General features: G+C 41.7%; 15 protein-coding genes and 3 pseudogenes. 14 read left to right on the top strand and 4 right to left on the bottom strand.

The features are described 5' to 3' along the window. Positions 1 to 251: 251 nt before the first annotated feature. Both prlC and rsmJ read left to right on the top strand, forming a co-directional pair. Positions 252 to 2,294: an oligopeptidase A gene (gene prlC, locus G3341_RS00530; protein WP_154624688.1), complete on the top strand. Its 2,043-nt coding sequence runs from the start codon at positions 252 to 254 to the stop codon at positions 2,292 to 2,294. Next, positions 2,287 to 3,051 carry a 16S rRNA (guanine(1516)-N(2))-methyltransferase RsmJ gene (gene rsmJ / locus G3341_RS00525; RefSeq protein WP_154624689.1) on the top strand — a complete coding sequence of 255 codons (765 nt, stop codon included), beginning with the start codon at positions 2,287 to 2,289 and terminating at the stop codon, positions 3,049 to 3,051. Before prlC ends, rsmJ begins: the two co-directional genes overlap by 8 nt. A 59-nt stretch (positions 3,052 to 3,110) precedes the next feature. Here the strand turns inward: rsmJ and G3341_RS00520 are convergent. Then, positions 3,111 to 3,452: pseudogene (locus G3341_RS00520) on the bottom strand (NADP-specific glutamate dehydrogenase); the annotation flags it as partial. Between the two features lie 344 nt (positions 3,453 to 3,796). Between G3341_RS00520 and G3341_RS00515 the strand changes: the two are divergent. From G3341_RS00515 to G3341_RS00475, 9 genes and pseudogenes are all read left to right on the top strand, one after another. After that, a complete protein-coding gene (locus G3341_RS00515; protein ID WP_154624591.1) occupies positions 3,797 to 4,591 on the top strand; it encodes a class I fructose-bisphosphate aldolase in 795 nt (264 codons plus the stop codon). Positions 4,592 to 4,602: 11 nt separating this feature from the next. Further along, a complete protein-coding gene (locus G3341_RS00510) occupies positions 4,603 to 5,160 on the top strand; it encodes a glycerol-3-phosphate responsive antiterminator (protein WP_004916012.1) in 558 nt (185 codons plus the stop codon). Positions 5,161 to 5,435: 275 nt separating this feature from the next. Further along, a complete protein-coding gene (locus G3341_RS00505; protein ID WP_072502633.1) occupies positions 5,436 to 6,977 on the top strand; it encodes an FGGY-family carbohydrate kinase in 1,542 nt (513 codons plus the stop codon). A gap of 18 nt (positions 6,978 to 6,995) precedes the next feature. Next, positions 6,996 to 7,757, top strand: a complete 762-nt coding sequence (locus G3341_RS00500) for an SDR family NAD(P)-dependent oxidoreductase (RefSeq protein WP_163860480.1) — start codon at positions 6,996 to 6,998, stop codon at positions 7,755 to 7,757. Between the two features lie 34 nt (positions 7,758 to 7,791). Further along, a complete protein-coding gene (locus tag G3341_RS00495) occupies positions 7,792 to 8,787 on the top strand; it encodes a 2-hydroxyacid dehydrogenase (protein WP_060561511.1) in 996 nt (331 codons plus the stop codon). 435 nt (positions 8,788 to 9,222) lie between these two features. Further along, positions 9,223 to 10,479: a PTS galactitol transporter subunit IIC gene (locus G3341_RS00490; RefSeq protein WP_154624588.1), complete on the top strand. Its 1,257-nt coding sequence runs from the start codon at positions 9,223 to 9,225 to the stop codon at positions 10,477 to 10,479. A gap of 564 nt (positions 10,480 to 11,043) precedes the next feature. Continuing rightward, positions 11,044 to 11,753: pseudogene (locus tag G3341_RS00485) on the top strand (AAA domain-containing protein); the annotation flags it as partial. Between the two features lie 323 nt (positions 11,754 to 12,076). Next, on the top strand, positions 12,077 to 12,598 hold the full coding sequence (locus tag G3341_RS00480) for a serine hydrolase (protein WP_163860479.1): 522 nt from the start codon (positions 12,077 to 12,079) through the stop codon (positions 12,596 to 12,598). A 24-nt stretch (positions 12,599 to 12,622) separates the two neighbouring features. Then, positions 12,623 to 12,766, top strand: a pseudogene (locus G3341_RS00475) (class I SAM-dependent methyltransferase); the annotation flags it as partial. A gap of 59 nt (positions 12,767 to 12,825) precedes the next feature. On the opposite strand, the gene gdhA reads toward G3341_RS00475, so the two are convergent. Further along, positions 12,826 to 14,157, bottom strand: a complete 1,332-nt coding sequence (gene gdhA, locus G3341_RS00470; RefSeq protein ID WP_154624239.1) for an NADP-specific glutamate dehydrogenase — start codon at positions 14,155 to 14,157, stop codon at positions 12,826 to 12,828. Positions 14,158 to 14,421: 264 nt separating this feature from the next. Further along, positions 14,422 to 14,856, bottom strand: a complete 435-nt coding sequence (gene uspA, locus G3341_RS00465; protein WP_047756456.1) for a universal stress protein UspA — start codon at positions 14,854 to 14,856, stop codon at positions 14,422 to 14,424. A gap of 473 nt (positions 14,857 to 15,329) precedes the next feature. Here uspA and uspB point away from each other — a divergent pair, with 473 nt between their 5' ends. After that, complete coding sequence (uspB, locus tag G3341_RS00460) at positions 15,330 to 15,668, top strand: universal stress protein UspB (RefSeq protein ID WP_154623236.1); 339 nt, start codon at positions 15,330 to 15,332, stop codon at positions 15,666 to 15,668. 127 nt (positions 15,669 to 15,795) lie between these two features. Here the strand turns inward: uspB and pitA are convergent, their stop codons facing one another. Beyond that, the gene (gene pitA / locus G3341_RS00455; protein ID WP_154623235.1) at positions 15,796 to 17,283 is read right to left on the bottom strand and encodes an inorganic phosphate transporter PitA; all 1,488 of its coding nucleotides are present in this window, start codon (positions 17,281 to 17,283) and stop codon (positions 15,796 to 15,798) included. A gap of 474 nt (positions 17,284 to 17,757) precedes the next feature. Between pitA and G3341_RS00450 the strand changes: the two genes are divergently transcribed. Both G3341_RS00450 and G3341_RS00445 read left to right on the top strand, forming a co-directional pair. Then, positions 17,758 to 18,957, top strand: a complete 1,200-nt coding sequence (locus tag G3341_RS00450) for an NAD(P)/FAD-dependent oxidoreductase (protein ID WP_163860477.1) — start codon at positions 17,758 to 17,760, stop codon at positions 18,955 to 18,957. A gap of 512 nt (positions 18,958 to 19,469) precedes the next feature. Continuing rightward, positions 19,470 to 20,168, top strand: a complete 699-nt coding sequence (locus G3341_RS00445; RefSeq protein WP_154622044.1) for a pirin family protein — start codon at positions 19,470 to 19,472, stop codon at positions 20,166 to 20,168. Positions 20,169 to 20,216 lie beyond the last annotated feature (48 nt).

Raw genomic sequence — 20,216 nt, 5'->3', positions numbered from 1 at the left:
TGTAGAAGCTCGATTATAGCCCGAATAGTCTGTTTTCCAAAGCTTAGTGAATAAAATAGTCACATTTATTGATAAATATTAAGCACAAAAAACGCTATCGTGTATTGAGGTTTTCATTTCCGCCCCCATATAATTTTACATATTCACAGTGGCGTGCTGCTTTCGTTAAGCTGAGGGTCAGCCGTTTAACTTATTGTCACTACAGTAAGCCTTGGCCTACGAGCGCAAGCCTGCTATCACAGGATGTTTATATGACAAACCCATTATTAACCGATTCTGTACTACCTCATTTTGCTAAAATTGAACCTGAGCATGTGTTTCCTGCGGTTCAACAAGTTCTGACTGAATATCGTCAAACTGTCGAAAATATCCTGTCAGCTAACAATCAATACACTTGGGATAACCTATGTCAGCCTCTTGAAGAAGCAAGCGATAAACTTTCCCGTGTGTGGTCACCCGTTGGGCACCTTCATTCTGTTAAAAATAGCCCAGAGCTACGTGAAGCTTATGAAAAATGTCTACCGCTGCTCTCTGAGTTTAGTACTTGGATGGGCCAACATGAGCCGCTATATCAGGCATATAAATCACTGAAAGACAGTGCTCATTTCGCTTCACTCAGCCAACCCCAGAAAAAATCAATTGAAAATACCCTACGCGATTTTGAGTTATCGGGTATTGGTCTGCCGCCTGAGAAACAACAACGCTATGGCGAAATCGTGGCACGTTTGTCAGAAATTGCCTCTAAATTCAGCAACAATGTCCTTGATGCGACAATGGGTTGGACAAAGTTAATTAAAGATCAAAACGAACTGGCTGGTATGCCGGAAAGCGCTATTGCCGCAGCAAAAGCGATGGCGGAGTCCAAGGGCGAAGAAGGCTATTTACTCACCCTAGATATGCCAAGTTATTTGCCAGTGATGACTTATGCTGATAACGCGGAATTACGCCGTGAAATGAGTTATGCCTACAGCACTCGCGCATCAGATCAAGGCCCAAATGCGGGAAAATGGGATAACAGTGAACTTATCGATGAGTTGATGGCACTACGTCATGAACTTGCGCAATTACTTGGTTTTAAAAACTTTGCTGAAAAATCACTCGCAACGAAAATGGCTGAATCGCCAGAACAAGTATTGGATTTCTTAACGAATTTGGCTGATCGAGCACATCAACAAGGTAAAAATGAATTAGCAGAATTAACGGCATTCGCTAAAGAACATTATGGTGTTGAGAAGCTGGAATCTTGGGATCTCGCTTATTACAGTGAAAAACAGAAACAATACAAATTCTCTCTCAGTGATGAGCAACTGCGCCCCTATTTCCCTGAACAACGTGTGATTGAAGGCTTATTTGAAGTCGTTCATCGTATTTATGGGTTAACCGCCAAAGAGCGCAAAGACGTTGAAACATGGCATCCCGATGTGCGTTTCTTCGAACTGTATGATGATACCCATACCCTGCGCGGTAGCTTCTACCTAGACCTCTATGCACGTGAACACAAACGTGGCGGGGCATGGATGGATGATTGTGCAGGAAGAATGGTTCACAAAGATGGCTCATTGCAAAATCCTGTTGCTTATTTAACTTGTAACTTTAATAAACCACTTGGCGATAAACCTGCTCTGTTTACCCATGATGAAGTGATCACCCTATTCCATGAATTTGGTCATGGTTTGCATCATATGATGACAAAAATCGATGTGGCTGACGTTGCGGGTATTAACGGTGTGCCATGGGATGCAGTGGAACTGCCTAGTCAGTTTATGGAAAACTGGTGCTGGGAACCTGAAGCGCTAGAGTTTATTTCTGGGCATTATGAAACAGGTGAACCATTACCACGTGAAATGCTCGACAGCATGTTAGCTGCCAAAAACTATCAATCGGCAATGTTTGTACTACGCCAGTTAGAATTTGGCTTGTTTGATTTCCGTTTACACGCTGAATATGACCCTGCGAAAGGCGCGCAAGTCATGCCAACCCTTTACGCGGTCAAAGAAAAAGTTGCGGTTGTACCATCACCTGAGTGGAGCCGTTTCCCACATGCCTTTAGCCATATTTTTGCTGGAGGTTATGCGGCGGGTTATTACAGCTACCTATGGGCCGATGTATTAGCAGCCGATGCTTATTCACGCTTCGCAGAAGAAGGTATTTTTAATCGAGAAACAGGGCAATCATTCCTCGATAATATTCTGAGCCGTGGTGGCTCAGAGGAGCCAATGGTACTGTTTGAGCGTTTCCGCGGTCGTAAACCTGAATTAGATGCGATGTTGAAGAGCTATGGTATCGATGGCTGATCACATCAAGATCCAGTTGATCTGTGAAGAGGGTGCCGACCAAGGCACCCTTTCTCAACTTGCGGATAAATGGCAACTTGCTCATTGCGCTGATGCCGTTATGGCGCTCGTTCTCACGCCTGAAAATTTGCAACTACGCAAATTAGATGAACCCAAACTGGGTGGAATTTTTGTCGATTTTGTTTCTGGTGCCATGGCCCATCGACGTAAGTTTGGTGGAGGGCGTGGTGAAGCGGTAGCAAAAGCGGTTGGCATCAAAAAAGACTATTTGCCCAATGTCATTGATGCAACGGCTGGGCTTGGCCGAGATGCTTTTGTGCTCGCTGCACTAGGCTGCCATGTAAAAATGTTTGAGCGCCATCCTGTGGTTGCTGCACTTTTGGACGATGGACTGCAACGTGGCTACCAAGACAGTGAGATTGGAGAATGGCTACAACAACGCATGTCACTGATCCATGCCTCGAGTATTACTGCATTAGCAGATATCACAACATCCCCCGATGTGGTTTATCTCGATCCGATGTACCCTCATCGGCAAAAGAGTGCATTAGTCAAAAAGGAAATGCGGGTTTTTCAATCATTAGTCGGTGCTGATGAGGATGCTGACGCTTTACTTGCTCCTGCTTTAGTCTTAGCTAAACGTCGTGTCGTGGTGAAGCGACCTGATTATGCTGAGCCCCTTGCTGGTCAAAAAGCCCCTTCCGCGGTCATAACCAAAAATCATCGATTCGATATTTATCCCTGTATTAAAACATAACGACGAAGGGCGTATATTACTGTTATCTCCGCCCTTTCGCGTATGTTTAAACTAAATAATTACAAAATACCCTGTGCGAGCATTGCATCTGCGACTTTAACAAAGCCCGCAATGTTTGCACCTTGTACATAGTTAGTTTGTTTTGCCTCACCACCAAACTCGACACAGTGATTGTGGATATCCAGCATAATATGGTGTAAACGCGCGTCCACTTTTTCGGCTTTCCATCCCATACGAGCCGCATTTTGCGCCATTTCTAAACCTGACGTTGCAACACCACCGGTGTTCGCCGCTTTACCTGGCGCAAACAATACGCCAGCTTCAAGGAAAAGCTCTGTAGCTGGGATGGTTGTTGGCATATTTGCCCCTTTAGCAACGGCTTTCACACCATTTTTGATGATATGTCAAAAAGTTTAACGCGACACTTATCACAATTTTGCAACATCCATTAGACAACGCAAACTTGGGTATGGTAGAGATAATAACCATACCCAGTTTATTAAACTTAGTTAATTTACACCCAGCTAACTTTAATAAACTGACTGACAGATTAATTTTCCGATTAAAATCATCTAATAAGAAAATTACCTATCAGTATGAAAAAGAAGTCATCAAATACCGATTAGGTTTTCTATTTTTCTAAGCCGAAAAGAAAAACAGAAAACCACAGGGTCAGTGAACTGAAAGCCCTCAGAGATCAAAACGGTCTCTGAGGGCTTTTTTTATTTTTTATAAAGGAAATATTATGTCTAAACAACGCCGTTTATCCAAAATTTTTGCAAAAGATGGTAAGTCCGTCACACTGGCACTCGACGGTTATTTTTTCTCCACCAAAACTGCTGGCATCGATAACACCATCAAGAAAATGCCTGAACTGGCTGCTAACGGTTTAGATTGCGCCTTAATCACTTATGGTATGGCAAGAAACTATGCAGATGCCTTTAATGATGTTTCAATCGTGCTACGTGTTGATTCTACGGTAAATGTGTATGACAACAGCGTGCCTGATACCCAACAAGTTTTTGGTGCCGAAGAAGCACTGAAAATAGGTGCTGATGGCATGGTATGCATGACCTTCCCGGGCGCATTTAATGAAGAGAAAACTCACGCTATGACGGCAAGATTGGTCAAACAAGCTGAGCAATGGAATATGCCATTTATCGTTGAATCACTGCCATACGGCTATGCAGTCACGAGCCCTGAATCCAATGAAGCCAAAGTGATTGCTGACTCTGCGCGTATTGCGGTTGAGTTAGGGGCAGATATCATCAAAACACGTTTTTCTGGCACACCAGACGACTATTTGATTGTCGAAGCATCAATGGTACCGGTTTTAGCACTCGGTGGACCAAAAACCGATACACTGAGTTATTTCAAATTTGTTGAACACTGTATGAAGATGGGAGCCAAAGGCGTTGCTGTCGGCCGTAACATCACTCAAGACCCTAACCCTGTCGCGATGGTGGCTGGCCTTAACGCTATCATCCATCTCGGTGCATCACCTGAAGAGGCATTTGCGCTCTATCAAAATAAAAATTAGGAATTATTAGCATGAATTTAAATAACACCATCATCCCATCGGTTCGCAACTATAAATATTTCGAGCGCGCACTTGCTAGCCACTCTGAATATATCTTATTGCCGGACGCCGATATCGGCAATTTACAGTCGATGATTGGGAAATGCCATAAAGCGGGAAAAAAGGTGTTAGTCCATTTGGAGTTATTAGGTGGATTTAAACCTGACCAAGCTGGCGTCACCGTATTAAAGAATTTTTATAAGGTGGATGGTGTTATTTCATCAAATTTTACCGCCCTACGTTACGCAAAAAAAGAAGGGTTAGACACCATCTTTCGCGTATTACTCGTTGATTCACGCTCACTAGAACAGGCCAGTAATATGGTCAAAAACTATTCCGTGGATGTCGATGCGATCGAGTTATTACCTGCTGAATATGCTTGTACCTGTTTTGATTTATTAAAACGCAGTTTTAACCAAGCCAATACGCAATTTATTGCAGGTGGCTTTGTTAAACGAAAATACTTAGTTGAAAAGATTTTTTATACCGGTTTTAACGGCATTACCACCAGTGAACATACATTGTGGTAATTAAAGTTTGAGTTGTAAACCCTACGCCAACACCATTACAACTCAAATAATTAAAATAATGATAAACCCAAAATATACGCTCTACAGCGATTCAACATAAAACAATAGAGCTGTTGTATGAAATATCTGTGGTGTAACAGCCACCCAAAATAGTTCGTGCTACAGCTAGGCGGTAAATGAGGATATCCCAGGGAGCATACATAAGTATGTGACTCGGGTAGCCAAATACAGCCAACGACGCTGTGGTGCGAAATATGAAGGGTTAGAGGAGTTCCATGAAAAAATATATCTTAGGAATTGATAATGGCGGCACTGTGACCAAGGCTGCTATCTATAACCTCGAAGGCCAAGTACTGGCTATTGCGTCCAATACCACTCGGATGATCACCCCAAAACCCTTTTTTACTGAAAGGGATATTGAGGAGTTATGGCAATCTAATTTACTCGTTATCAAAGAGGTACTTAAAAAATCAGTTATTGATGCTGCCGATATTATTGGCATCTCAGTAACCGGTCATGGCAATGGTCTCTATTTAGTTGATGAGCAGGGAAAACCCACTCGTAATGGCATTATTTCAACAGATAATCGTGCCAAAAAATATGTTGAACAATGGTATCAATCACCTAAATTCGAAAGTGAAATTCTACCTAAAACCATGCAATCGATTTGGGCAGGCCAACCTGTCGCCCTACTCGCTTGGCTGCAAGATAATGAACCTGAAACACTGGAAAAGGCGCGTTACATCTTTATGGTGAAAGATCTGATCCGCTTTTATTTGACGGGTGAAGCCACACAAGAGCTGACCGACATCTCAGGTACTAACTTGATTAACGTACGCGATCGTTGCTACGACAATGAACTACTCGCTTTCTGGGGTGGGCTATCGTGGAAAGATAAACTACCGCCAATCAAGCTATCAACTGATTGTTGTGGCCGTATCACAGAAGAAATCGCTGCACTGACTGGCCTTAAAGCAGGCACGCCAGTTTCAGGTGGCATCTTTGATATTTCCGCTTCGTCATTGGCTTCAGGTATCAACCAAATCAACAAATTGGCGATTGTTGCAGGAACCTGGAGCATCAACGAATACGTCACCGACAAACCGGTGGTTGATAAAGATTTGTTTATGACGTCGATTTACCCGATGGAAAATCGTTGGCAAATTACTGAAGCCAGCCCGACATCTGCCAGTAATTTAGAATGGTTTATCACCCAATTTATGGCGGCAGATAAGCAGCTTGAAGAAGCCAAAGGCAGTTCAGTATATGAACTGTGTAACCAATTAGTGGCTTCCACCACGCCAGATGAAAGCCAATTGATGTTCTTCCCGTTTGTTTTTGGTTCCAACACCATTCCAGATGCCACTGCCGGTTTTGTTGGTGTCACCAGTTTCCATCAACGCGCTCACTTCCTCCGTGCTATCTATGAAGGAGTTGCATTCAGTCACCTTTATCATGTCGAGCGCCTGCGCCGTATTAATCCACAGTTGAGCAATGTGATCCGCATCGCGGGCGGTATTACCCACTCACCCGTTTGGCTACAAATTTTTGCCGATATCTTCCAGAGCCAATTAGAAATCGTCGATGTGAAAGAGCACGGTACCCTTGGTGCCGCCATGACCGCAGCGGTGATGGAAGGCTATTTTCCCGATGTTTTTGCGGCTTGTGATGCGATGGTAAAAGTGTCTGAAGTGATCCATCCACAAACGGATAAACAAGCGGTTTATGCCAAAAAATACGCCATGTACAAACGCATGTTAGATGATATGCAACCGACATGGAAATCACATAACCCCCAGCAAACCATTGATGCTTAAATAAGGAGTTAGTTGTTCATGGAACTCAATTTACACGGTAAAAATGCGCTGGTCACTGGTGGGGCGACTGGACTAGGACGTGAGCTGGTGCAATCGCTGGTAAAAGAAGGCGTTAACGTCTGCTTTACTTATCGTAGCCATCCAGAAGCCGCATTAGCGCTAGTTGAGGCGCTAAATGGTTTAGATGGGACTGAGGTAGTTGCTATCCGAACCAACTTAGGCGACAGCCAAGAGATTGATGCATTATTTGAGCAGGGGCTCACCCATTTCAAACAATTCGATATCCTGATTAATAATGCAGGTATTTGGCCGACAGGGATGGTCGCAGATATTACACTGGAAGAGTGGGATAACGTGATGAACATCAACCTAAAATCCGTTTTCCATTTAAGCCAATTATTTATCAATCAATGTTCAAATAAGCAAATCACTGGCTCAGTGCTCAACATTACCTCGCAAGCAGCGTTTCATGGTTCAACGACTGGTCACTCACACTACGCCGCCAGTAAAGCGGGCTTAGTCGCCTTTTCAATATCACTGGCGCGTGAGGTTGCCAAACAAGGCATTAATGTTAACAACATTGCAGTTGGCATTATGGATACTGAAATGATCCGCGGCAACCTAGAGAAAGACCCACAATATTATCTGAATCGAATTCCTGTTGGGCGTGTCGCCTCCCCTGCTGAAATCGCGGATATTGGGGTGTTCTTGGTTTCAGAAAAAGCCAGTTATATGACGGGAGCAACCATTGATGTGACTGGTGGGATGTTAATGCGCTAAGCCCATAGGACAACAAAAAATTTTGGAGAGCAACATGAAATGTCTGGCAATTGCGGATCTATTTATTGATAAACCAACCATGGAGGCTGGGCTAGAAAAGCTACGCCAACAAGGTTATGAGGTTATCGTTCGTCAGTGGGCACACCCTTCTATTGAAAAACTGCAAGAAGATAACTTGCAAGTTGAGCAACACGGTGCGGAAGCGGTGATTTTACCAGCGGATTTATATGCGGATTTACAAGATGTTGAGTTAGTGATCACCCAGTTCGCCCCTGTGAATAAAGCAGTAATCGATAAACTACCAAAACTGAAATATATCGGTGTATTGCGTGGTGGCATTGAAAATATCAATAAAGAATATGCCGAGAACAAAGGCATTAAGGTAATGAATACACCAGGGCGTAATGCACGCAGTGTGGCTGAATTTACGGTTGGCATGATGTTGGCTGAAACACGTAATATTGCACGTGCACATGATGCATTGAAGGATAAATATTGGCGTAAAGATTTCGTCAACGCGGATGTGATCCCAGAAATTGGTGGAAAAACCATTGGGTTAGTTGGCTTTGGCCATATTGCTCAACTGGTGGCTAAATTCCTTAAAGGCTTTGATACCAACGTCATATTTTACGATAAATACGTTGACGCTGTTGACGGTTACACCAAAGTTGATTCACTTGAAGATTTGGTTAAAGTTGCCGACATTATTTCGCTACACGCACGTTTATCCCCAGAAACACAAAACTTGATCAACGAAAAACACTTTAAATTAATGAAACCCACCGCCGTAATAGTGAATACCGCGCGTTCAGGTTTAATTAATGAGCGTGATTTGCTGCAAGCACTCAAAGAAAAACGCATTATGGGTGCCGCTATCGATACCTTTGATGATGAGCCATTAAAAGAGGAGAGCGAATTTTATTTATTAGACAATGTGACCATCACACCGCATATGGCAGGTAGTACTTTAGATGCATTCAGCAATACGCCAAAACTATTTGCTGAGATATTTTTAAAACAACAAAAATAATTAATTTAACGAAAAGAACATCGGCAAAAAATATAAAAAATAAACGATAGGGTGAAACCTGTCAGGGGCACCCTATACCCTACAAAAACAACCTTATGTATTTTGAGTAATTATAAACCACAACTTATTTCACTATCAGGTTTATTTTTTTATTCAATACGCAGTAGGTAAATACTCTAAATAGTTCGCGTTGTGGCTAGGCGACAAGCAAACGAGTCGCTAGGGCATACATAAGTATGTAACTAGGGTTCGTAAATGAAGATAGTAACGCCACCGCGCGAAATATGACGAGCATATAAATACTCTAAATAGTTCGCGTTGTGGCTAGGCGACAAGCAAACGAGTCGCTAGGGCATACAAAAGTATGTGACTAGGGTTCGTGAATGAAGCCAACAACGCCACAGCGCGAAATATGACGAGTATTGGGAGAAAGACATGGATATAATCAACAATATCATCGGGCTGGGCGCATCGGTTATGATGCCAATAATATTTTTCATTATTGCATTATGTTTTGGCGTTCGCGTAGGCACCGCTTTTAAAGCGGGTATGTTAGTCGGCATCGGTTTTGTTGGTGTTGGCTTAGTCATCAACTTATTACTATCGAATTTAGGACCCGCCTCGCAATCGATGGTTGAAAAGATGGGTTTAAACCTAACCGTGGTTGATACGGGTTGGCCTACTGCCTCCACCATTGGCTGGGGCTCACCGATTATGGTGCCAGTTGTACTAGGCTTTATTGCGATCAACTTAGTGATGGTTTTATTTAAGCTCACAAAAACCATTAATATTGATATCTTTAACTATTGGATATTTTTATTAGTCGGTTCTGTAGTGTATGCGGGTACTGAAAGCTACTGGCTATCAATTGGTATCACTTATGTGATCTTTATTGCCACTTTGGTTGCGGCAGATATTACTGCACCTTATCTACAACGTAATTATAATTTACAAGGTATTTCCTTCCCTCATCTGACTTGTATTATGTATGTACCGTTTGGCATCGTGACAAACTATATTATCGAGAAAATTCCAGGGTTAAATAAAATTAACCTCGAACCCGAAACGATTAATAAAAAATTCGGTGTATTCGGTGAACCATTAACATTAGGCTTTATTTTAGGTTTGGTATTAGCATTGATGGCAGGCTATCCTATCAGTGAATCTGTTGCACTCGCCGTGACCGTGTCTGCGGCAATGTTACTCCTGCCTAAAATGATCGAAATTTTAGTCCAAGGTCTGTTAATTGTTCGCGATGCCGTTGAAGCAAAATTGAAAAAGAAATTCCCTAACCGTGATTTCTATATTGGCATGGATACTGCGCTGTTAATTGGTGAGCCTTCCGTGTTGGCAACTGGGCTATTACTGATCCCAATGGCGATTGTGTTAGCTTTCGTACTACCGGGCAACAAAGTATTACCTTTCGTTGACCTTGCTTCATTGATGTTTTTATTAGCTATGGTGACACCATTCTGTAAGCGTAATATGTTTAGAATGTTTATCTGTGGCACATTAGTCCTAACATCCATTTACTATGTGGGAACCGATATTTCCACGGAATATACGCAAGCTGCGGTGAATTCGAATATCCCAGTACCAGAAGGGATTTCAGAAATGACCAATATCGTGGGTGGAGCAACCACACCTGCGGGCTGGGCAGCAGTAAAAATTGGCGAATTAATCGCTAAGTAATCCTCAATTAACAGCTAACTATAACTTCTCTTAGTTAGCTGTTTTATTTCAAATACTCACCAGCGCTACGGGTAACCAATTTCCCTTCTCTCTTCTTTATAAATACCCTCACTCACTACAGTTTTAGGCCGAGAGCATTCATAACGTGAAGTCTATAAAATTCATTTAATTTAAGTTAATCTTAATAACTATTAAAATATTTTAAATAATGACAGGTGGAAAAATAGGCATTCGAAACCTCTACCAATAGATATTTTAAGTAGTTGGCAACGTATGGCATTTTTTCACCCTTACTCGTCCGATATTAATCACAAGAAAAAATTATCTATATCCCGAAAAGCGCTTACAGAAAACAAGAACAACCAATTACCTTGGCTTTGTGATAAATACCGAGTGCAATATAAAATGCCTAAAACAACCGCATTTATTCTTTACCTTGGTGAGTTTGATAAAAATCTAAGTAATTCGCTCATTCAAGATATTGTCGGTTCAGAAACAGGGCAAGCTAAAGAAGAGTGCGAACAACGTTTCAGTAACCATCTTTGCCATTGGAACCCACAAACTTTCTCAATCCAACAAATTGCGGATCACATCAATTCATGGGGCTGTCAGTTAGAAGTCATGAATAACCCGATTTGGATTGGTATTCTTTTATGGGTACACCGCCATTGTATTGAACCTATGTTCAGCCTTGCCAATAATAGGACTGACAATGACCGTATGACCCATGCGGATCCAAAGGACGACATTCTCAGCCTCTCCATCAATGACAAGCTCAAAAACCATGAAGTTGTATCAAAGGGGAATACGGGTAATAAACAATACCGAGATAGCCACGGCAAAGACCTATTCATGTTATTATCTCGCCTAATGCAGGAAAATATTACGCTACAATCTATTTATGTGATCACACCTTTTAATGCGGTTAAAACTGCATTAATCGAATTACTCAAGGAAACAGATCTACCAGCTATACAACAGCCAGTGGTTAAAATCACACCAGAAGAGGTCAACCATTGGGTCAAACATAAGATTGGCGCCGTGCATACCTTCCAAGGTAAAGAAAATGATACCGTTATTTTTGTACTCGGTTGCAGTATCGGTGAATAGGGTGGCGCACAATGGGCAGCGAGTAAGCCCAACCTAGTTAATGTCGCTCTAACACGCGCCAAGAAATATATTTTTGTAATTGGTGATCCTGATGTATGGGCCATCTACCAAGCTTTTCAGATGTCGCCAATACATTGCCAAAAGAAATAGGCACTTTGGAATAACTCATTAAATAGGCTCTAGAAGCTGATCGTATTATGGTGAGCTTCTAACCAAGTCATCACGTTAAACGGCTAAATCAAATATAAAGTAATACTCATTGATATGCTTAATTAGCTAACACTACAGAAAATCACTCTCGATTTAAAAAGTACTGTTTAATAGTATGCCGCAGCCATTGATGTGCTAGATCCCTGTCTAACCGTGGGTGCCATGCTTGAACAATAAACACCGATTCCAATTCAAGCAGCAAGTCGATCTCTACCAGCGGAAAGCTTAGCGGACTTCATTGCTTATCCCAACCCTCTTTTCCCTGTTGGAACACAATTTGATTATTGTAATACGGGCTATTTTCAAACCATTACAAATGGATAATAACTTTATAGTGGGATCGTACCCCGTCCACACCACAATTGCTCGTGGGTACCGTGAAAACAATGCATGTGGCTATCAATTAAGTGAAAGTCTTTGGACTCAAACCGGTGATGGTGCTGTTCATTCAAATGTTTTAGATTTAATGAAATGGGGTGAAAATGACACCAGTGGTAAAGCCAGAGGCAAAGCACTAGTCGAGAAAATGCTTCAGGCATTACCGGCTAGAAATAGGATAGGTAAAGCCATTGAACACCATCAGAAATATGCTTATGGCATTATTATTTCACAACACTTCGGCATCACACATTTCGAGCATTCAGGAGGCTGGGCTACCTATTTTTTACGTTTACCTGATTTAGGCTTAACGGTCGCTGTTTTGGCAAATATTGAAGATTTCGACACGCAAAAGATGGCTTATGAGATTACCGATATCATTTTGACTCAATCTACGGAATTCCATGACGACCATGATTAATAATGAGTGCAGTGGTCAACAAAAATTGCTCCCGCTTTAGCCTTAGCTAAACGTCGTGTCGTGGTGAAGCGACCTGATTATGCTGAGCCCCTTGCTGGTCAAAAAGCCCCTTCCGCGGTCATAACCAAAAATCATCGATTCGATATTTATCCCTGTATTAAAACATAACGACGAAGGGCGTATATTACTGTTATCTCCGCCCTTTCGCGTATGTTTAAACTAAATAATTACAAAATACCCTGTGCGAGCATTGCATCTGCGACTTTAACAAAGCCCGCAATGTTTGCACCTTGTACATAGTTAGTTTGTTTTGCCTCACCACCAAACTCGACACAGTGATTGTGGATATCCAGCATAATATGGTGTAAACGCGCGTCCACTTTTTCGGCTTTCCAACCCATACGAGCCGCATTTTGCGCCATTTCTAAACCTGACGTTGCAACACCACCGGCATTCGCCGCTTTACCTGGCGCAAACAATACACCCGCTTCAAGGAAAAGCTCTGTAGCTGGGATGGTTGTTGGCATATTTGCCCCTTCAGCAACGGCTTTAACACCATTTTTGATTAGTAGCTCCGCCGCTTCAAGATCTAACTCATTTTGAGTCGCACACGGTAGAGCAATATCAACAGGTACACACCATGGTTGCTTACCAGCCAAATAAGTTAAACCAAACTCTTTTGCATAGGCCTCAACACGACCATAGCTATTTTTGATTTCTTCTAAACGAGCAAGCTTTTCTGGTGTAAAGCCAGCTTCATCGACCACCGTACCGTTTGAGTCAGAAGCAGTAACAACTTTTGCTCCCAGTTCCATGCACTTTTCAATGGTATATTGAGCGACGTTACCAGAACCCGATACCGCAACACGCATTCCTTCAAAACCTAACCCATGACGTTTTAGCATCGCATTTGTGAAATAGACAAGGCCGTAACCGGTTGCTTCTGGGCGAATTAAGCTTCCACCGAAAGAAAGTCCCTTGCCAGTAAAGACACATGAGGTGTCATTAGAAAGCTTTTTCATCATGCCTGCCATAAAGCCAACTTCACGGCCACCAACACCGATATCACCAGCAGGTACGTCAGTATCCGCCCCTAAATGGCGATATAATTCGGTCATTAATGATTGGCAGAAACGCATGACTTCACCATAACTTTTTCCTTTTGGATCAAAGTCAGAACCTCCCTTACCTCCCCCCATTGGCAATGTCGTCAATGCATTTTTCAATGTTTGTTCAAAGCCAAGAAATTTTAGAATGGAGAGGTTAACTGAAGGGTGAAAACGCATACCGCCTTTGAATGGGCCGATTGCAGAGCTATATTGCACACGCCAAGCTCTATTTACCTGTACTTTGCCTTGATCATCCACCCAACAGACACGGAATTGGATCACTCTTTCCGGTTCTACGAAACGTTCAAGTAGTGCTTGCTCACGATATTTAGGGTTATTTTCTAAGAATGGCCAAAGCGAGGTAAACACTTCACGGACAGCTTGTAGGAATTCAGGTTGCTGAGGATCTCTTTTTTGTACAGACTCCAGAAATGATGATAATGAACTCATCGGCGCCTTCCTTTTTAAATTTTTTGTTGTGATATTCCTCACTCTTTCTTGTGATAATTTTTTAGGAAATGTGAGGTTGATGTGCATTTGCCTATTGAATATATCATTAGTTTGTATTCAAGTTTCAAGCTTTTTTTTTACTCTAACGCAAAAAAATTTCTTGACCCTACAATAGTTAACTTAATTTAAATTTTTTTTAGCAAAAAAAACGCCTGCATAAGCAAGCGTTTTTAGCGAATAATTTTTCATTTTTAACTGAATCGATTATTCTTCATCGTCATTCAGTGGCACAATCAACATATCAACATGAACTGTATTGATCAACTGGCGAGCCGAAGACATCAACTTACTCCAGAAATCTTGGTGATGACCACACACGACTAAGTCCATATCGTATTTTTTGATTGCATCAACCAAAACTTGGCCTAAATCACCGCTACCGCTCAATGTTTCTTGGATCTCATAACCTGCACCAGCAGAAAGATCTTTTAAAGCGTTACGAGTCTCGTCCGTAATACGTTGCTGCATGTCGCCCAAATTCACATCGATTAAACCGGTGTAAAGATCTGAGTAATTCACATCAACATGGATCATGGATACTTTAGCCCCGTAAGGTTTTGCCATTGATACGGCTTTATCCAGTAATACTTTACTTTCAGGTGATAAATCTACCGCTACGAGAATATGTTTGTACGCCATAAAGTCAACTCCTTCCGAATGCTGATTTTGTGATAAGTTAAGAGCCTATGCGAGTTTAGCCTCTTAACTCACCAATCGCTTATAAATACTATACCCGCATACTATGGCACATGAGTGTCGTTTTGATCACATCTGTGCAGATTAGACGCGTTAATCTTTCATCACATAATATTTTAGAAAACAATAACATCATCTATCCAATATTAATATATAAACAAGAATGATGTGTGATATTTTTCAATATAAACAAGTAATAACTAAATTCTTAGCCATTCATCCTAACATTACGCTTTTCCACCCAATTTCACTTTCTTTTTCACTCAAATAGCAATAAAGATCGCTCAAAAATACTTCTATTTGTACTTTTTTTAGGCCGCGCATTATCCTACAATGGATAATAAATTGGTTTACACTGTGTTTGCTTTATTTCCTTTGTAACAACAGCGCAAGCTGATATACCTAAGGAGGTGAGTATGTTCAGTATGGTTGCCTTGTTTTGGGCCTTATGCATCTTATGTATCATCAATATGATACGCTATTTTTCTTCTATTCGCGTTTTGCTTTATATCCTACGCGATACTGATCCCTTACTTTATCAGTCCGTTGATGGTAATGGGTTTTTCACCACTCATGGTCAATTAAACAAGCAATTAAAGCTCGTTCGTTATATCAACAATAAACACTATCTCGACCATTTTGACCCTGAAGTTATATTGCGATGCGATAGGATTCGTAAGCAATTTTTACAGATCAGTCAACTTAGCATCTTAGTCGCTGTCAGTTTAATTTATCTGCTTTTCTTTGCCGCTTAACAGCCAAGCAAAACTCACTAGTTACCCAACATTTTTTAAAGCAAAAAAATAGTGATGAACTTATTAGCTCATCACTATTATCGTTATTCATTTTGTCAGCTATACAGTAGAAAACGCTTACTCTGTACTAAATGATCATCAATGCAATCCAGTATAATCCACCGGACAAGCCGATAGAAACAGGTAGTGTCAATAACCATGCCAAAGCAATGCTCTTAATTGTTTTGCTCTGTACACCACCGCCATCAACGACCATGGTTCCAGCCACTGCCGAAGATAGAACTTGGGTGGTAGAAACAGGCATTCCCGTATAACTTGCAACACCGATTGAAACCGCGGCGGTAACCTGTGCGGACACACCTTGTGCATAGGTCATGCCTTTCTTACCGATTTTTTCACCAATCGTCACAGCAACACGTTTCCAGCCAAACATTGTTCCGATAGACAGCGCTAACGCAACGGAAATGATGATCCACAATGGTGCATATTCAACGGTATACAATAGGTCATTGCTTAGCTTTTTCAGTAAACTAGCATCTTGTGAGCTGGTTTCTGGCAGCTTAGCAACGGCATTCGCTGTATCTGAGATACACATGAGTAAACGGCGCATATGGTTGCGCTGCTCTGGTGTTAACTCATCGTAGCTTTGAATACCATTCAGCAATTGTTGTGCTTGATTTAGAACGATAGGTGTACGTGAGCTATCGCAATGGAACTCTTCACCAATCTCATCAGTACCCGTAACCGTCGGCGTATTTTCAATCGCATGGTTTAAGGCTGGTTTATGTGTCTCATAGTATTGTTGTAAATGTACAACGGCATCATGAGTTCTTGCGATCTCATAACCACTTGAGTTCATATTGACGACAAAGCCCGCGGGTGCAACACCAATCAATACCAGCATGATAAGACCGATGCCTTTTTGCCCATCGTTTGCACCATGAGAGAAACTCACGCCAACTGCTGATAGGATCAATGCAGTACGCGTCCAAAATGGTGGCTTGCGCTTACCATCTTTTTTCTCACGTTCTGCTGGTGTTAAGTGAATACGGCGACGCTTTTTGGTTCCACTCCAATAACGGCGCAAAACAAAAATCATCAATCCAGCGATCACAAAACCAATAGCAGGAGAAAGGATAAGGGACATGAAAATACTGATCATTTTAGGTATATTCAACGCATCTACGATGGATGAATCAGTCACGATTGCGTTGGTTAAACCAACACCAATGATCGCCCCAATCAATGTATGAGAACTTGATGCGGGGATACCAAAATACCAGGTTCCAAGGTTCCAGATAATTGCAGCCAGTAGCAATGAAAAGACCATTGCGAGGCCGTGAGCTGAGCTCACATTAAGCAAAAGGTCTGTCGGCAGCAAGTGAACAATCGCATACGCAACGCTCAAACCTCCGAGCAGAACACCAAAAAAGTTAAACACACCCGCCATAACAACCGCAAATTGCGCTCGCATTGCACGGGTATAGATAACCGTTGCTACCGCATTCGCGGTATCATGGAAGCCATTTATTGCCTCATAGAACAGCACAAATAACAGTGCCAGTACTAACAATAGGCCTGTGTAAAATTCCAAACCTGTAAAAAGATGTAGCATAGACGTTAAGCCATTTTATGTTGGTCATGAACGCGGCGCATTATCAGTGACAAACGCTAGCGGTGGAAGCAAAATCTAACCTTTTTTTGATTTCGCTACTGTGAAAAAAAGTACAACATGGTCATTACCCTATATTTATCAGTATATTACACAATTTGTTTTTATTCTGATTTTTTTAAACTTTTTCGTTAGAATTTCACCCAAATTAGAGTGAATTCATCTTTTTTAGCGAATATCTAACAACCTACTGATTTTTTAGATGCGCCATAAATCGATTTTTAGCGCAAGCTAAAGGCTTAATCATAAGCAACAAAGTAAGCCCAAAAGTTCAGCAGAACCTAATTATAATATGTATTCAAGACTTTTCATTAGTTGTTGTATAACGAGCCACATGATAACCATTGAAATATAATTTGATACAATCACTTACTGAATAAACGTGTTTAACATCAACTAGATAGAGAATTTTGTATTGTGAAAAATTATGACGTCATTATCCTTGGTGCAGGTGCTGCGGGACTGTTTTGTGCATCATTAGCAGGAAAACGAGGGCTAAATACACTTGTATTGGATAACGGAAAGAAACTCGGTAGAAAAATTCTCATGTCAGGTGGCGGGCGTTGTAACTTTACCAATATTTATGCCGATCACAGCAATTACCTATCCGCAAATCCTCACTTTTGTAAGTCAGCACTTGCTCGCTATACACAGTGGGATTTTATTGCGTTAGTTAATAAATACAATATTCCCTATCACGAAAAAACACTCGGTCAGTTATTTTGTGACAATAGCGCACAAGATATTGTCGACATGTTAGAAGCTGAGTGCCGTTCACCCAATATCACCGTAAAATTACGCAGCGAAGTAACCCATGTTGAGAAAACCGATGATGGTTTTATTGTTACTGCAAACGGAAATGAAGTAAGTACACACTCACTTGTTGTGGCTACAGGGGGGCTGTCGATGCCAGGCCTTGGAGCAACACCATTTGGCTATCGACTCGCAGAGCAATTCGGTCACCCTATTTTACCGACTCGTGCTGCCCTCGTTCCTTTTACGCTACATAAGCCGCTATTAGAAGCCTTACAAGTTCTCTCTGGGGTGTCAGTCGCCGCCACCGTGACCGCCGCTAACGGTACTCTGTTTAAAGAAAATATTCTATTCACCCATCGTGGACTATCTGGTCCTGCTATTTTACAGATTTCAAGCTATTGGAACCCAGGTGAATATGTAAGTATTAACTTACTTCCTGAGCACGATCTCATCGACTATTTGAGTGAAGAGAAACAGAATCACCCAAACCAATCACTCAAAACAACGCTCAGTAAGCTATTACCTAAGCGATTAATTGAAGTCTTACAGGCTCAGGGGCAAATCCCTGATTGCGCACTGAAACAACTTAATCATCCACAAATCGAAGCATTGCATCATAATTTGCATCAATGGCAAGTCCAACCCAATGGTACCGAAGGTTATCGAACCGCAGAGGTGACTTTAGGTGGGGTGGATACACGGGAACTCTCATCGAAAACCATGGAATCCCTCAAAATAAAAGGGTTGTATTTTATTGGCGAAGTGGTCGATGTTACAGGTTGGCTCGGTGGCTACAATTTCCAATGGGCATGGAGCTCCGCGTCTGCTTGCGCTGAAAGCCTCCCCTTTAACGCAAAATAAACGAAATAGTAGACGCCCTACGATAAATTGTAGGGCGTTTCCCCATAATTCGACAAAGGCGATTTACGCTTTGCAGACGCATAATACCCTTACTCTTAGTGTGTCTCGTTCAAAAATCTCGTTTTAACAAAAAAAATTTAATCCATTGAAAAATAATGGATATTTTTAATTTTTATAGAAATCATATAATTGCAGATTTTATTATAATTTATCTGATTTTGATTAAAAAAAACGCTTTACAAACGATAGTGATAACTATTATCATCAAATCACTTCCTCGACATAGCTTATACAGCAACTGTCTTGGCAGTACGACATTGCTCACATTGCTTCCAGTGTTTAGTTTAGCCAGCTTAGTGCTGGCTATTTTTTTATCTATTCATCTCATTCAAATTTTTTGGATCCTAAGGTCAAACCTGTCTACTTCTCTCTTTTGCCAAGTTAGCTAAACTGTCAGCAATACATTTAGCGCACCTCAGCACAAATAGGGGCGCTTTTAAGGAGATGACACAATGATCTATGTACGTAAAGCGAATGAACGCGGCCATGCTAATCATGGTTGGCTAGACAGCTGGCATACCTTTTCGTTTGCTAACTATTATGATGAACAGTTTATGGGTTTCTCCGCGCTCCGTGTCATCAACGAAGATTTTATCGATGCTGGTCAAGGTTTTGGCACTCATCCCCATAAAGACATGGAGATCTTAACTTATGTTCTTGAAGGTACGGTGGAACATAAAGACAGCATGGGTAACATGGAGCAGATCCCAGCGGGTGAATTTCAAATCATGAGCGCCGGTACAGGCATACGTCATTCAGAGTACAATCCAGATGATAAAAATCGTCTTCACTTGTACCAAATTTGGATTTTACCTGAAAAGGCGGGTATCGAGCCTCGTTATGAGCAAAAACGCTTTGATTCTGCGGATGGCAAGCAATTAGTCCTCTCGCCAGATGCAAGAGAAGGTTCGTTAAAAGTCTATCAAGACATGACATTATGGCGTTGGGCATTACCCCAAGACGAGACACACACCTATACGCTTGCAGATAAGCGAGTTGTTTGGATCCAAGTGGTCAAAGGCACTGTTGAGGTGAATGGCCAAACCGCAACAACCAGCGATGGTTTAGCCATTTGGCAAGAAAACCAACTGACGATTAAGGCAAGTGAAGATAGCGAAATCTTACTGTTCGATTTACCTGCCGCTGAATAATGTTTCAATGTCAAAAAGGCCCTCAATTGAGGGCCTTATCTTTTAAAA

It is taken from the genome of Providencia vermicola, assembly GCF_010748935.1.
GTDB lineage: Bacteria > Pseudomonadota > Gammaproteobacteria > Enterobacterales > Enterobacteriaceae > Providencia > Providencia zhejiangensis.
The sequence above is the reverse complement of the archived record's forward strand: the minus strand, read 5'-3'. Positions and strand labels throughout refer to the sequence as shown.